This window comes from Arthrobacter sp. Soil782 (assembly GCF_001428435.1).
Taxonomy (GTDB): Bacteria; Actinomycetota; Actinomycetes; order Actinomycetales; family Micrococcaceae; genus Arthrobacter_D; species Arthrobacter_D parietis.
The window spans coordinates 573,596-588,399 of the sequence record NZ_LMSO01000001.1 but is presented as its reverse complement, the minus strand read 5'-3'; the positions used below and the strand labels follow the sequence as shown (position 1 = coordinate 588,399).

13 protein-coding genes and 1 pseudogene are annotated in these 14,804 nt (G+C 61.9%); 6 read left to right on the top strand and 8 right to left on the bottom strand.

The window, feature by feature from the left end; genetic code table 11:
• Positions 1-118: 118 nt before the first annotated feature.
• Entirely contained in the window at positions 119-805 is a 687-nt protein-coding gene (locus tag ASH00_RS02805; protein ID WP_157358974.1) for a DUF2306 domain-containing protein, read from the bottom strand.
• Between the two features lie 105 nt (positions 806-910).
• Positions 911-1,294: a VOC family protein gene (locus ASH00_RS02800; protein WP_056544695.1), complete on the bottom strand. Its 384-nt coding sequence runs from the start codon at positions 1,292-1,294 to the stop codon at positions 911-913.
• A 177-nt stretch (positions 1,295-1,471) separates the two neighbouring features.
• Between ASH00_RS02800 and vapB the strand changes: the two genes are divergently transcribed.
• Positions 1,472-1,699, top strand: coding sequence for a type II toxin-antitoxin system VapB family antitoxin (gene vapB / locus ASH00_RS02795; protein ID WP_056544691.1), 228 nt, complete (start codon positions 1,472-1,474; stop codon positions 1,697-1,699).
• Positions 1,696-2,103, top strand: a complete 408-nt coding sequence (gene vapC / locus ASH00_RS02790) for a tRNA(fMet)-specific endonuclease VapC (RefSeq protein WP_056544688.1) — start codon at positions 1,696-1,698, stop codon at positions 2,101-2,103. Before vapB ends, vapC begins: the two co-directional genes overlap by 4 nt.
• A gap of 75 nt (positions 2,104-2,178) precedes the next feature.
• Here the strand turns inward: vapC and ASH00_RS02785 are convergent, their stop codons facing one another.
• From ASH00_RS02785 to ASH00_RS02770, 4 genes are all read right to left on the bottom strand, one after another.
• Positions 2,179-2,586: a hypothetical protein gene (locus ASH00_RS02785; RefSeq protein WP_056544685.1), complete on the bottom strand. Its 408-nt coding sequence runs from the start codon at positions 2,584-2,586 to the stop codon at positions 2,179-2,181.
• Positions 2,587-2,637: 51 nt separating this feature from the next.
• On the bottom strand, positions 2,638-3,366 hold the full coding sequence (locus ASH00_RS02780; RefSeq protein ID WP_200954733.1) for a DUF72 domain-containing protein: 729 nt from the start codon (positions 3,364-3,366) through the stop codon (positions 2,638-2,640).
• 124 nt (positions 3,367-3,490) lie between these two features.
• A complete protein-coding gene (locus tag ASH00_RS02775; protein ID WP_056544682.1) occupies positions 3,491-5,110 on the bottom strand; it encodes an alpha-amylase family glycosyl hydrolase in 1,620 nt (539 codons plus the stop codon).
• A gap of 484 nt (positions 5,111-5,594) precedes the next feature.
• Positions 5,595-7,781 (bottom strand): hypothetical protein, encoded by a 2,187-nt coding sequence (locus ASH00_RS02770; protein ID WP_056544679.1) that lies wholly within the window; start codon positions 7,779-7,781, stop codon positions 5,595-5,597.
• Between the two features lie 362 nt (positions 7,782-8,143).
• Here ASH00_RS02770 and ASH00_RS16310 point away from each other — a divergent pair.
• From ASH00_RS16310 to ASH00_RS02750, 4 genes and pseudogenes are all read left to right on the top strand, one after another.
• Positions 8,144-8,754 (top strand): annotated as a pseudogene (locus ASH00_RS16310) (recombinase family protein).
• A 532-nt stretch (positions 8,755-9,286) separates the two neighbouring features.
• On the top strand, positions 9,287-10,156 hold the full coding sequence (locus tag ASH00_RS02760; RefSeq protein ID WP_200954732.1) for a hypothetical protein: 870 nt from the start codon (positions 9,287-9,289) through the stop codon (positions 10,154-10,156).
• 70 nt (positions 10,157-10,226) lie between these two features.
• Positions 10,227-10,799, top strand: a complete 573-nt coding sequence (locus ASH00_RS02755) for a hypothetical protein (RefSeq protein WP_056544670.1) — start codon at positions 10,227-10,229, stop codon at positions 10,797-10,799.
• Positions 10,800-11,170: 371 nt separating this feature from the next.
• Positions 11,171-11,665, top strand: coding sequence for a GNAT family N-acetyltransferase (locus ASH00_RS02750; protein ID WP_056544666.1), 495 nt, complete (start codon positions 11,171-11,173; stop codon positions 11,663-11,665).
• A 223-nt stretch (positions 11,666-11,888) separates the two neighbouring features.
• Here the strand turns inward: ASH00_RS02750 and ASH00_RS02745 are convergent, their stop codons facing one another.
• Positions 11,889-13,649, bottom strand: coding sequence for an IlvD/Edd family dehydratase (locus tag ASH00_RS02745; protein WP_056544664.1), 1,761 nt, complete (start codon positions 13,647-13,649; stop codon positions 11,889-11,891).
• A complete protein-coding gene (locus tag ASH00_RS02740; protein WP_056544660.1) occupies positions 13,646-14,800 on the bottom strand; it encodes an acyl-CoA dehydrogenase family protein in 1,155 nt (384 codons plus the stop codon). Before ASH00_RS02740 ends, ASH00_RS02745 begins: the two co-directional genes overlap by 4 nt.
• Between the last annotated feature and the right edge of the window lie 4 nt (positions 14,801-14,804).

Below are 14,804 nucleotides of genomic sequence, written 5' to 3'. Positions count from 1 at the left end.
GGTCACAGCTGGGCGGGTCGCGGCCCGGTTCGCCAGGCCGTTCGTCGTGAGAGGTGTCTCGATTGGGTAGGACGGCGCTACTGCGATGGGTGCTTCTGGCGGCGGCAGTCCGGCGTCGTTATCCGGTCAGGGCGGGGGTGCGGCGCAGCCACCATTCCCCGACGGCAACGTGCATCGTGAACGCAAGCCAGAAGGCAATACCGAACATTGTCGGGTCGAGCGCCTCCGACGTCGTTCCGCCGGAGACGGCCTGCTCCACGCTCTCGAAGATGGCCGCCCAGATCCTGATAGTGCCGATGCCTACGGCGACGGCGAATGCCCGGATCATCCAGCGCCGGTGTTGGCGTACGTCATCGCGCCGGATTGCCCTGAACGCGAGAACAAGGCAAGCAAGAAACCAGCAGCCGAATACCACCGTCGCGATGGCCTCCGATGCTCCTCCCCAGGCGTAGGGCACGCCGAACAGGAGTGCAAACAGTCCGGATACCAGCGCACAGACAAGCAGTACACGGCCAAGCCGGCGGTGTACGTCATAGTGCCGGGTTCGGAAACGCCGCGACAGCTGCAGCGGTGCCCCGAGGAGGTACACGACACCCGGCGCAATATGGAGGTAGGCCAGCCACGGATGAGCTATGTACCGCTGGGCGAACACGTCGTCGCGGGGGGTGGTGCCCGCGAGGATGTTCGGCCCATCGACGGCAAACCGAACCGCTGTGGACGCCATCACGATGGTGATCAGGACGCCGATCGCAACCGCGGTTCGACGCACGAGCCGCGGCCTCGCGGTCAGTGTTTCCTTCGTCACGAGCGGAGTTTGGCATCACCTGGGCGGGGCGTCAAGAGCCGAAGGAGTGGTCAGCCCGGAGAGGAGCAACGGCGGTGCTCTTACCCCGCCCCCGTCAGATGTGGTTTAGCCCACGATCTGATGAAGGCATAGGATGTTTCCCTCGGTGTCTGTGAACCAGGCCGCTTTCTGCCCGTCGCTCTCGGCGACGTGATTGACGGTTTTCAGGCCGGGGAGATCGTAGTCCTCGAATTTCACCCCGTTGGACTCCAGCGCCCTCAATTCCGCCGCGATGTCCTCCACCTCAAAACTGAGTTCCGTATTGCCGGACGGGCTGCCTTCCGGTTTCAGCATGAGCTGTATTCCGTGATGGCCGTCGTCGCTGAAGAGATATGTTCCCTCCTCCATGCGTCCCGCCGGGGTCAGGCCGAGGGTTTTCTCGTAAAAACTGCGTGCGCGGTCCATGTCTTTCACAGGCAGGATCGTCGTCACCTTGCTGGAACTAAGCATGGTTCGACCTCTCTCATACTGGTGGACCCTCACATTTTAAACCTCGCCGGACGGGTTTGACCCGTCCATGCGTGGTTATCTGGCGCCGTCGGAAGGTGGCCACCAGCGATGCGGCTACGCCGCCGTGTCCTGGTTCTGTCAGCTGTATATACTCGTTGGATAGACATTGGAGGCGCCATGGCAACTACACGGCTTTTCAGGAATAACCAGTCGCAGGCTGTACGCATACCCAAGGCTTTGGAATGGCCGGAGGGTGTGCGTGAAGTGGAGGTCATCGCAGACGGGGACGTGCGTATCGTCTCCCCGGTCGATCTGGTGTGGGACACCTGGTTTGCCGGCCCACCGGTGGACGAGACCTTCGCTGACCGTGAGCAGCCCGAAGAGCAGCGGCGTCCGGTCCTGTGACTCTTAAATACCTGCTTGATACCAACACGCTGATTCACGCCGTCCGGTACAAGCCCGAAAACCTCCGGCTGGCGTTCAACGAACATGCCGGACGGATGGCGCTGTCAACGGTAGTGCTCTCCGAGCTGGTTTATGGTGCGGAGGCATCAGCGAACGTCGAGGCGAACCTTCGGGTGGTCGAAGGCCTGGCCGCCCGACTGGTGCTTCTAGACTTCGATGCTTCTGCTGCCCACCACACTGCGCAGATCCGCGCCGAACTGAAACGTGCTGGAACGCGGATCGGTCCCTATGACGCCATGATCGCCGGCCACGCCCGGTCACGAGGGCTGGTGGTGGTCACCAATAACCTGCGGGAATTCGAGCGGGTCCCCGGCCTCCAACTGGAGGATTGGGTCGCGTCGTAGCCGACTTCCCGGTTTCGGAAGCGGCGTTCAAACGATCGTGCGCACGTATCCCGCGGATAGCGGGAGCCTCCGGGCTCAGTCCGCCGTTACGGTCAGCGGCGTCTCACCCGTGGAGCCGTCCGGATACTGGCAGACCACCGTGTATTGGCCTTCCAGGAGCTCGACGGCGGCGGCTTCCGGTTCCTCGTCGGCTGGAGGAACCTGAGGGTCCTCGGACTGGAAGACCGTCTGCCCGGTCTCGTCGCGCAGCGCCACTGTGGCGTCCGAGCCCTCGGTGATCACTGACATCTCGTGCATCCCGGCGGCAACCTCCTCCCGGTTGAGGAGACACCGACCGTCGTCGGGGCTGTTCGCCACAACCTCGAGGGGAGCGGTGCTGGGGTCGGGTGGCGGGTCGCCCATGGAGAACATGAGCAGGAGCACCAGGAGGAAGACGCCGAGCACTCCACCGAAGAGAATCAGGGCCAGGCGGCGTGTGCTCATGGAATCACTGTCCTCTGCGCGGGTATTCGGGACAAGGTTGATACGGGCGTTTTATCTCACCAGCCCGCGCAGCGTCTCCGCATTCCGCACGGCGTTCCCGCCGCCGTCGTTATTGAAATACACGTAGACGTCCCGGCCGGCGCCGTGCCATTCACGGATGCGGTCCGCCCACCAGCGCAGGTCGTCGTCGGAGTATGAGCCTCCATACAGATAGTTGTGGTCCGGCCCGTGCAGCCGCGCATACACGAACGGGGCTGTCGCCCTCAGGACGCAGGGGAGTCCCGCTCCGCTCATCACGCAGTATGCGGCGCCGTGCCGCTCGAGCAGCGCGTAGACGGCGTCGTCGTCCCAGCTGGGGTGCCGGAATTCGACGGCGACGCGGATCCACCACGGCAGGCAGGAGAGGAAGTAGTCGAGGCGGGCGTCGTCGCGCTCCATGCATGGCGGGAGCTGGACCAGCAGGACGGCGCGGCGGTCGCCGAGCTCGTGCCAGCAGCGGGCGATCCGCTCGATCCACACCTCCGGCGCGTACAGCTTCTTTCCGTGCGTCAGTCCGCGCGGCGCTTTGACGGACAGTGCAAACCCGTGCGGAAGACGACGGCGCCACCCGGCGAACGTGGTGTCGCGCGGCCAGCGGTAGAAGCTGGCGTTCAGTTCCACCGTGTCGAACCGGGCCACATAGTGGTCCCGCCGCTTCGCCGGCGGTGTGCCGTGCGGATAGCAGACGCCGTCCCAGTGGTCGTAACTCCACCCGGAGGTGCCGATGCGGATCTCGCTCACCTTGGTCAGCCTACCGACGACGGCGATTCCTCAAGAAGGTCGGCAGCTATCGGTCTCAGTTCGCTGACGGACCCAAATAGGTTCTCACCGCACCTCGAAGTGCTTCGCTGTGGTCGACTGCCTTTCAGCGTAGGAGAACCCAGGCCGCAGCGTCGGGTGGGAGTAACCCCTCGGCGGTAAGCGGTGAGGACGTCAGTACTACCTGTCCATCGGGCAGCCGTGCGGGCTCATCACCCATGGCGACGGCGACGAGGAACTGTTCGCCTCGCTGGCAGGTGAGCAGACCGCCGTCGTCGACCCGCCAGGTGCCGCCGTCGCCGGGTGAAAGTATTTCCTTCTCGGTCAACTGCTTCCGCAGTTTGAGGGCCTCGATGGTCAGGTGCAGGGTGGAGTTCTCGTCCTGCAGGTTCGCTTCCACGGACCGCGTGCCCCAGTCCGCCGGGGTCGGCAGCCATGGTTCGGCCGCTCCGTCGGACGAGAAACCGAAGGTGTTGGCCGGTGTGACGGTCCAGGGCAGCGGGACGCGGGCGCCGTCGCGGGACACTCCACCGCGCGCCCACATCGGGTCCACCCGGGCGTCGAGCGGCACGTCGACCTCGGGCAGGTTGAGTTCCTGACCCTGGTAGATGAACGCGCCGCCGGGGAGGCCGAGGATGGCCAGCAGGCCGGCTCGTGCGCGGAGGAAACCGCGGTCGCCTCTGCCGAAGCGTGTGGCGGAGCGGACGATGTCGTGGTTTTCGAGTGCCCAGCTCGGTGGCGCCCCGTGTTCCCGGCGGGCGGCTTCCAGTTCGGTGCCGACCGCTGCCCACGCGTCGGCGTCCCAGCCGAGTTTCACGAAGGCGAAGGCGAACGCCTGGTGCATCTCGTCGTGGCGAGTGTAGCGGGCGGCGCGGCGGGGATCGAGGTTGACCTCGCCGACGAGCACGCGTCCGGGGGAGTAGGAGTCGGCGACGCGACGCCATCGCCGGTACACCTCGTGGACCTCCTCCTGGTCGGACACCTGGGGGTTGGAGCGCAGGCCGTCGACCACGGAGTTGGCGTTGGCGGCGTCGGGGAGCCCGTCGGCCTTGAAGAGAGCGTGTGCGACATCGATGCGGAGCCCGTCCACGCCCATGTCGAACCAGAACCGGAGTACGTCCTCGAAGTAGTCGCCCACTGCGGGGTTGCGCCAGTTCCAGTCCGGTTGCTGTGGGGAGAAGAGGTGCAGGTACCACTCGGTGTCGGTGTCGGAGCCGGGGTTCACGCGGTGCCAGGCGCTGCCGCCGAAGACGCTCTGCCAGTTGTTCGGCGGGGTGTCGCCGTCGGGCCCGTTGCCGAAGTGGAACATCGCCCGCTCCGGGGAACCGGGGCCGGCGGCGACCGCGGCCTGGAACAGGGGATGCTCGGAGGAGCAGTGGTTGGGCACCACGTCGAGAAAGATGCGGAGCCCGAGCGTGTGGGCGGCGTCCAGCAGTTGGTCGAACTGCCCCATGGTGCCGAACAGCGGATCGACGCCGCAGTAGTCGCTGACGTCGTAGCCCTGGTCAACCTGCGGGGACGGCTGGAACGGTGTCATCCAGATGCCATCCACGCCGAGCGATGCGATGTAGGGCAGGCGGGTCAGCAGCCCGGCGAGGTCACCGACACCGTCGCCGTCGCCGTCGCCGAAGGAGCGCGGGTAGACCTGATAGATGACGGCGTCCTGCCACCAGAGGGGGCTCTGTGGCTCCGGATGGCTCGCTGAGTGCGACTCCGTGAACGTCATTGTGGGTCCTCTCTTCGGGGCGCGCAGCGACTGTCTAGGCGACGGATGTAGCGATCCGCCGTACCAAAGGCTACGCAAGGAGCCGCTCGAACAATGAGGTTCAGGTCCCGGTTACAGGGAAGTATCTGCTGACGAGACGCCTGCTTAGCCCTCGAAAGGGTCTTTCGCCGGAGGTCGACTTCAGTTCCCAGCGAGTCCGAATTCGCGGGTCGGGACCATGCTCGGCTGGAAAGGATATCTGACGGTGTTCCGTCTCGGTATCCCAGCTGCTAAGACTTTCGAGCCAGAAGGATCTCGTAACCCATGGGATACAAGACAAAGTACGAGACAGTCCCGTTAGACGTTGCCCATCCGAAACATCGGGCACTTACGGTCGGCGCAGCCAGGGCCCATCGGCGGGCCTGCAAGGCGTCGGCAGCGGTCAACACCTTCATAGCCCGGTCGATGACCAGAGCTCGCTGATCAGGACATACGTCCTGGCTTGTCACAAAGCAGAGCGTTGCGTCTCCAAGTCAGACTTCAGCCGCTCTTCAAGGGCCATCGGAGTGATCTCAGCATCGGGGGTGAACGATCCCCGGAGCGTGTCCAGACCGTCACGCACTTCTCGCCGTATGAGACGCTCGCTCATTCCGGCGTGCTTCTGGCGAATTTGATCGGCTGCGTTCAGGACTTCCTGCGCCGAACCACGGAACCTCGCAAGTTGCGCCACGATGGGCGGCAAGGTGCGGGCCTCCACACCCGCAGGCAGCGGACGGAGACGTAGGAGTTGCAACAAGAAGTCTGGACTCAGTGCTGGGGATGCAGGGGCATCCTCTCCAAGGAAGCTGATGAGGTGCTTCTTGAGTCTGAACGCAGTCCGATCAAGCGTGAGCCACCAAGCCCGATATCCCATCGGTGAATCCGGGCTTTGTCTGCGTACCTCAATGACCCCGACTGTGTTCTCAACGTCGTGAGCGACCAATCGAGCCTTCGTTCCCTGATCGAGGTCACGGCGCCTGTCGTGCGTTGGATACCAAAGTTCCTGCACCGCAGCGCGCAGGTCTGGGTTCGCGTTGTCCGAAAACTCCCGAAGACTCTTTCTCTCAATCCCGAAAACTTCCTTCAAATAAGTCCGCACATCTTCCTCAGGGCGCTGACTACCCCGGATCTCTAAGAGCCAATCTCCGAACTCGCGGGTGTCTCGTCCTGATACTACATAAATCGCGTAGATGAACGGGAGCTGGCCTTCGATGGGGTCACCGCGATGAACCCTGTTCGATACGCCCTCGCATCGCTTCAGGTGGCTTGCAACTTCCTCTACCACTCCATCTGTTATGAACAAGTTCATGCCAGTGGCTCGCGCCGCGGCGAGGAGGTTGGTGTAATGGCGCTCTTCACTATCCTCAAGCAGTATTTCCCCCAAGAGCGGAAGAACTGCGGACGTATCCAGCCAGATGTCAGCGTCGGAAAATATCCTCGACATCGTTTTTTGCACATCCGGCGTTACCCGGAGGAAGGCCAGCAGCGTGTATGCGTCGATGATACGACGCAGATGGTCGCGGGCTTCAGCAGAAGCACCCTCTAGCACTCGAAGGATCGCGATGGCGGCATGCGGCTGAGTTAGCGCTCCCTTATGTCCGATATTGTCAAGATCAACACCGATCTCGTGAGCATCTAGATGAAGTACTTCACCGCTGCTGATCGCGTCCGCGAAGGATTCTCCTCGTTTCATTAGAATCATCTCTAATGCATGCTTGAGACGGTTCGCCTCGGCCCGAGCCTTGGTTGCGTCCTGGTCGAGGCGCTCATCCAGGCCGTAGAGCCCGGCCAAAAGATCGTCTTCGAGCGCATTCTCGCCTAGAAGAAAGTTCGCTGTCTCCTCATTTAGCCGGAGCGACTCCTGGAACGCGATGTGATACCCGCCGCGACTGCGGTTGAACATGACAGGACCGTTCTTCACGCTTAGTCGACCAAGAGCACTATCTACAAGGGCCTGAATCTGATAGCTAGGGCCCGTTACTATAGCGGACAGCTCGTCCACGATTTCTTCTTTAGCTCGCACATTCTCTGAGGTGGAGCCGTGCAATGTGGATAGCACGAGAGAATCGAAGCAGCTTTTCGTAAGATTCTGTCCCCCCTCACCATCCCGCCTGCTCAGGGTTAGATGAAGGAGAGCGAGTTTCCCTTCCTCTGGTTCCAATGCGTCGGTCACCGTGTTAGCGACCCCTCGCTTGGACAAGAACGGGTCGACAATCTTGGCCGCGAGCTCCTCGGCAGCGGCCCTGCGTTGTGAGTCGCGGTTCTGCCGGTCGAGGAAGTATGAAATGTCCAGTACGTCAATGAGGACTTTGTGCTCGTCCCATACTTCGGCTCGCAACTTATCTGCGCTGGCGCCAATCTCCTGGTTGGTCACGTAGATAATTCTTCGTATCTCCGGGAAGGTTTTCGCAAGGCGCTGCCGGGTTTCCCCGATTTTGGCCGCCCAATCTTTGCGCACGGAAAACTGGAAACCGGTATCCGGCATACCTTCGGGGCTAAACAACTCACCGTCCCTGCCGCCGTCGCCGGCTTGTGAAGCAGTGCTGCGAAGCATCGGGTACTCTGCGGCGAGGAACTGCAGGGCGAGCGTTTCGAAAGAACGCCAGTCGGTTGACGGTAGCTGTTCCAGTGCAAGGCGAAAGCGGGAGGACATGTTGCGATGCTATTCGTTCGTAGCGCTCTCGTCAGCACATCCGAGATGGAGTCACGCGTCTCGATCCTGCAACGAGCCGGGCCGCAAGCCTCATCTTTATAAGCGGACGCGGCGATAGCACCTGCTTAGACCAGCCAAAGATTCACCCGATGGCCTGTGCGCGGTGAGGGCCATACACGGAACAATGAGTAGTGTCTTTCAAGCTTAGAGTTGCAACACACTAGGACGAGACAACACGACTCCCCCGCCACTACTACTCCCTCTATGTCTTGCTACCCTGTCTCCTAAGTAGGGGTATCCCTTCGTGACCGAGAAGTAGGTTGCGAGACAGTTATGGGGACCAATCGACATAGAGGAGCCGCATGGGCAAGCTCATCGGGTACGCGCGGGTATCCACTCGTGCCCAGGACCCCGACCGGTAAGTTCGCTAATCTACTCGCCGCCGATGTCCGCCGCGATGACCTTTACATCGACCACGGCGTCAGCGGTGCCCATGCGCGGCGGCCCCAGTTCGACAAAGCCCTCGACGCGCTCCATGAAGGCGACACCCTGATAGTCACCACCCTCGATCGCCTCGGCCGCTCCACTGCCAACATGCTTGCCCTGGCCGACGGATTCCGGGCGCAAAAGGTGAACCTGCGCGTCCTGAACCTCGGCGGCGGGAACGTCGACACCGGCACACCCATGGGATCCATGGTCTTCATCGTCATGGCCGCCCTCGCGCAGATGGAGCTCGAGATCAAACGCGAACGCGTCAACGGCTCCAACACCAAACGCCACCGCAGGCCTCGACCTCGGCGGCCGACGACCGATCTTCAGCGACAGCCAAATCGCCAACGCCCGCCGACTCATCGAACAAAGCCAACCCGCATCCCACGTCGCTCGCGACCTCGGCATGTCCAGAGCCACCCTGTACCGGCGAATCACCAACCTCGACGCACAGCAATGGATCGCCACGCTTCCCAGGGAATGATGACGCCTCCGCAGCTGCCTGATGCCTGATTCCTGATGCCTTCTATCTAGACCTCTGCACACATCCATTGCAAAGACCGGAACCGACCCTAACGCATCGCGAAACTTGCTGGCACTGCCTGGCACATATGGGTGTACCCAACCGCTGCTTCCGATGGGGCGCGAGTAGGAACGCCCGACTCCCGCCTCCAAACGGGCCTCCCGGAACGTTAGCCCTTTCCAACCGTCGATCCTGCCTTGGACTTCGTAGCCTTGCTCGACGAGTCAGATGCAAGCTTCGGACCAGCTTTGGACAGTGCCGCTTTGGAAGGCTTTGAGCTCCTACCTATGTTTACCTCCCAAGGCCCTGCAGTCCATCGGAAGTCTGCCTGCCCTGAAGGGGAGTTACCAGCGGTGATCACGCGTCAAAGGAGAAGGGCCGGAGCGCCACTGGGCTATGGCTCTAACAAGGGTTTACATGGGTCTCGCAGTGGATATCGCATTGATCTTCCATAACACCCGCTGGAGCGCCATTTAAAGACACAGTGGTGCGTTTGCCAGAGAACATCGGCCTCCCGCATAATCAAGGTGTGAAACACGAGGAACGACCTACCGAAGCGGCAACCGAAGATGAGACGCGGGCAGCTCTTCTGGAGCGATCGAACCGGCCTTTCGCCCCTATCGGTAAGGTTTTCGTCCAAGCTCCCCCCGGTCGAGACAGTCGCCATGGACCTCTTAGTGAGTTCGTCCGAAAAGGAGACCTAAGAGGACTTCGCGCACAATTGCTGCTCTACGGCATCATCAGCAGCGACGCTCATGACGGCTGGAGTACTACCCTGCCGATACAAGTATGGGCAAGAGCATTCGACACAACCGCAACAGCAACCGCGGCATCAGCATCTAACGCGGCCAGCAAAATCCTCACCCGGTTAGAGGACAGACAGCTAATCACCCGCGCCCGCAAGGGACGCGAACGCAATGTGCGTGTAACCCTGCTGCGTGAAGATGGATCAGGGAAGGCCTACCAGCGGCCTGGATTAAACAACGAAGACAGGTTCTTCCGCCTCCCCCACATTTTCTGGACCGAGGGTTGGTACAAAGACCTCGATCTACCCGCAACCGCCATGCTTCTCGTCGCCCTGCACGAAAAACCGGGGTTCCAACTACCCGCTGAAAAAGTACCTTTCTGGTACGGATGGTCGGCCGACACTGCCGAACGGGGCTTCAAACGTCTTCAAGAGCTTCACGTCCTGTCCATAACCGAGAGGGTGAAGAAAGCCCCTCTAAGCCCCACAGGACTAACCACTGTCAACGAATACAACCTCGCCGGACCCTTCGGGCAAGACCAAATCAACGCCTTAGTGAACAAGTACAGCCGATCACGAACACGAACGCCCATGAACCAGGAAGACCCGAAGAAATGAAGCCGGCAGGACCTACAACCTTCCAACACTGGCTCGAGCCGCGGCACGCTGCACTTTCAGGAGGCGTGCAGTGAGTGACCTCTCTGCGTTCATCGACGAGTCAGGATCCCACCGATCCCTAGACCCAAACACGTACATGTTGGGCGCCGCAATCTACAATTCCGAAGCCGCGCTGAAAGCCTCGGCAGCAATGCAAAGCCTTCTGCTGCCCGGCCAGACAAAGGTTCATTGGCATGACGAAGACGAACGACGTCGACTCAAGCTCGTCAATGAGGTAGCCAGGCTTGAAGGCCTAGGCCTCATAGTCGTTCGCAACGGACTACCGGGTGAAAAGGACGAGCGCCGGCGACGCCTATGCGGCGAGCGGATGTACTACGAATTGCAACAGAATGGTGTGCGGAACGCCGTTTTTGAATCCAGGGGGCCCGCCGATGATCGCCGCGACAGAACGCATCTGGACTCCCTTAAAGCACGCAAGCAGATCACTGGATCATTCCGCGTTGACCATCTAGCAGGAAAAGCCGAACCTCTCCTCTGGGTACCCGATATTTTTTGCGGAGCCTTGTCCCAAGCAAGGACCGGGAACATGGTCTACGTGGAGCTGCTAAGCGCCAAACTGGACATCATCAGCCTTGACGCTTGAAACGCGGAAACGTAGTTAAAACGCAAAACCTCAGGCCCTGTCGTCCGGCAGGATCTCCCGAGGTTCACTTCTAGTACCACCGCGATGGCCTAGCACATTCATTCTGCCAAACTAACGGGGGTTATGCAAAGGCATCTACCGGCAATGAAGACCAAGGCCAGATAGGTCAATCAATGTTTCCGGCGGCTTACCGGCAACACGTCGTGTTCAACGGTGTCGGGTGCACGGTCATCCGCAGGGGCAAATCAGTACTGTGGTCCATGGTGAAGGCCAGGTTCGGCAGTTGGATGGGGTGGCAGAGATAAGTGAGCGACGCTGGATTTGCTGACTGTTCACCAAACCAGGGCCTAAGCAGCACGTGGGCGGGTGCGGTGGGAGTTCGTCCTGCGGTCAAGAACGACATCCTTCCGATACTCAAGCTGCAGGTCGAAGCTGACGGATCTTCTATTGATGCCGAAGCTCTTGCCCCAGCAATTGACGATGTCACTCGATTGGTCGTTGTCGCCGTTCTGGACGGAAGCGTTGTCGGCTGGGGTAAGACCCATTTCTGGCACTACGCCGACGGGCCTGCCCCTGCCGGTCACTACTTGGGTGGGGTAACCGTGACGCCCAACCTGAGACGCCGAGGCATTGGGATCGCCCTAACCCAGGCCCGGTTGGAATGGATCTGGCACCGCTCCATGGACGCCTGGTATGTAGTCAACCCCTCCAATAGCGCTTCCATCGAACTTCATCGTCGGTGGGGGTTCATTGAGGCGGCTCGGGCTCCGAAATTTCACACAACAGAATTCACCGGCGGCGTAGGGGTGCTGATGCGCGCGAAGCGCCACGGCTCAACACTGACAGGTGCCCAAATCATTCATTAGATGATTGATCAAATACAAACGCTCTGGTCAGGAACCATTTCATCCAGCCGCAAACACTTGACGCGATCCCACCCGTCCGGCTCCTCGAAGGCTGAAATCAGCGGAAACAGCGGTTAATCTCAGAGGGTGTCGAGTTCGCGCAGCAGATGCAACTCGGCATCGTAAAGTGCCGATAACGGAATGCTACGTCAACTAACGGGGGATCACAGAAAGGCAGATTGGCCTAGCAATACGATCGGATTGGCGTCATGGGCGTTTCTCCTGAAGCCTGGAGAAAACGGAAGTCACAGCCCTCGTCCGCTTGAGTCACCTCTTGGACGTAGAGGCGCCAGTAGCCACGGTCCGGGATCGTCGGCGACGCCGGCCCGAGCTCCGATTCACGCCGCTCGAGCTCCTCGTCAGAAACCTCAAGCTGCACCAACCGCCGGCTCACACTCAACGTGATCGTGTCACCCGTCCGCACCAGCCTCAGCGGCCCACCAACCGCTGACTCGGGTGTCACATGCAACACCACCGCACCAGCCGCCGTCCCGGACATCCGGCCATCCGAGATCCGCACCATGTCCTTCACACCCTGGGCTGCGATTTTCTTGGGGATCGGCAGATAGCCGGCCTCCGGCATACCGGGGTTGCCCACCGGACCGATGTTCTTCAGCACCAGCACTGAATCGGCCGTGACGTCGAGGGACGGATCGTCGATCCGCGCCGCCAGGTCCGCCGCATTCTCGAACACCACAGCGGGCCCGGAATGCTCCAGCAACGCCGGCGACACCGCCGCCTGCTTGATGATCGCGCCACCCGGAGCCAGGTTCCCGCGCAGCACCGCGAGGCTGCCCTGCGGGTAGATCGGGTCAGACAGCGGCCGGATGATGTCCTGCGGGAAGCCGGGACCGGCGTCGTCGATCTCTTCACCCAGCGTGCGGCCGGTGACAGTCATGACGTCGCGATTGATCAGCGAACCCAGTTCACGCAGCACCGCGGGTACACCGCCGGCACGGTGGAAGTCCTCCATGTAGTACTTGCCCGACGGCTTCAGGTCCACCAGCACCGGCGTCTCGGCGCTCATGCGGTCCAGCTCATCCAGCGACAGCTTGATGCCAAGCCGCCCGGCCACAGCGGTCAGGTGGATGATCGCGTTCGTCGAACCGCCGATCGCCAGCAGCATCCGCAGCCCGTTCTCGAAGGCCTCCGGCGTCAGGATGGACGACGGCGCAATCCCGCCAGCGGCCAGCGCCACAGCCTGCGTCCCGGTAGCCTCAGCGATCCGCACCCGGTCCGCCGTCACCGCCGGCGCCGACGCAGACCCCGGCAAGGCAATCCCCATCGCCTCGGCGATACACGCCATGGTGCTCGCCGTGCCCATCACCGAACAGGTGCCGACGCTGCCCACCAGACGCGAGTTCACGTCGTCGATCTCTGGTTTTGAGATCTCCTGCGCACGGAACTTGCCCCAGAACGCCCGGCAATCCGTACACGCACCGACCCGCTCGCCGCGGTACCCGCCGGTCAGCATCGACCCGGTGACCAGCGAAATCGCCGGCACTCCGGCCGACGCCGCACCCATCAGCTGCGCCGGCACCGTCTTGTCACACCCGCCGATGAGCACGACGGCGTCCATCGGCTGCGCGCGGATCATCTCCTCCGTGTCCATAGACATCAGGTTCCGCAGGAACATGCTGGTGGGGGAGGAGAAGCTCTCGTGCACCGAGATGGTCGGGAACTCCACCGGCAGCCCACCGGCCAGCATCACGCCGCGCTTCACGGCCTCTACCAGCGCCGGCATGTTGCCGTGACACGGGTTGTAACCGCTGCCGGTGTTCACGATCCCGACGACGGTCCGGTCCAGCGCATCATCCGAATACCCGGCGCCCTTGATGAATGCCTTCCGGAGGAACAGCGAGAACTCGGCGTCCCCGTAGCTCGTGAGGCCGCGGCGGAGGCCGGTGGGTTCACGCGAAGGTGTAGGGGAGGAAGAGTCGCTCATCGGAACGCAGGTGTCCCGGTGATGTGGTTGCCCAGGATCAGGGTGTGCACCTCGTCAGTGCCCTCGTACGTCCGCACACTCTCCAGGTTGTTCGCGTGCCGCAGCGGCGAATAGTCCAGCGTGATCCCGTTGCCGCCGAGCATCGCCCGGGCGTCACGGCAGATCTGAATCGCCTCGCGGCAATTGTTCAGCTTGCCCACGGAGATCTGGTACGGCTCCAGCGTCCCGGCATCCTTCAACCGGCCCACCTGCAGCGCTAGCAACATGCCCTTGTTAATTTCCAGCGCCATATTCACCAGCTTCTCCTGAGTCAGCTGGTACCCGGACAGCGGCTTGCCGAACTGCAGACGCTCCTTCGAATAGTTCAGCGCCGCCTCGTAGCTGTCCCGCGCCGCACCCATCGCACCCCAGATGATGCCGTACCGAGCCTCGTTCAGGCACTCGAACGGGCCGCGCAACCCCTTGGCCTTCGGCAGCATCGCCGATTCCGGCAGCCGCACGTCCTCAAGCGTGATGTCACACTGGATCGACGCGCGCATCGACAGCTTCTGCGTAATCGGCGTGGCCGTGAACCCCGGACTGTCGGTCGGCACCACGAAGCCGCGGACGCCGTCGTCGGTCATGGCCCAGATGATGGCAACCTGCGCCACCGAAGCCAGCCCGATCCAGCGCTTGGCACCGCTCAGCACCCAATCGTCGCCGTCGCGCTTAGCAAAAGTCGCCATCGAACCCGGGTCTGACCCAGCCGTCGGCTCCGTCAAACCGAAGCAACCGATCGCCTCACCGGCAGCCATTTTCGGCAGCCACTCGTTCTTCTGCTCCTCGGAGCCGTGCTTGGCGATGGCGCTCATCGCCAGGGAACCCTGCACGCTCACGAACGTGCGCAGACCGGAGTCGCCCGCCTCGAGCTCCAGCGCGGCAAGCCCGTACTCCACCGAACTGCGTCCCGGGCAGCCGTACCCCTTGATGTGCATACCGAGGAGCCCCAGCTCAGCCATCTTCGGCACGATCTCCAGCGGGAACACCGCGTTGTCATACCACTCGGCGATGTTCGGCTTGATTTCGGTATCCACAAAGGAACGGACTGTGGAGCGGAGGTCAATCTCCTCCTGTGACAGGAGCGAGTCGATGGACAGAAGGTCAACAGTCATGGTT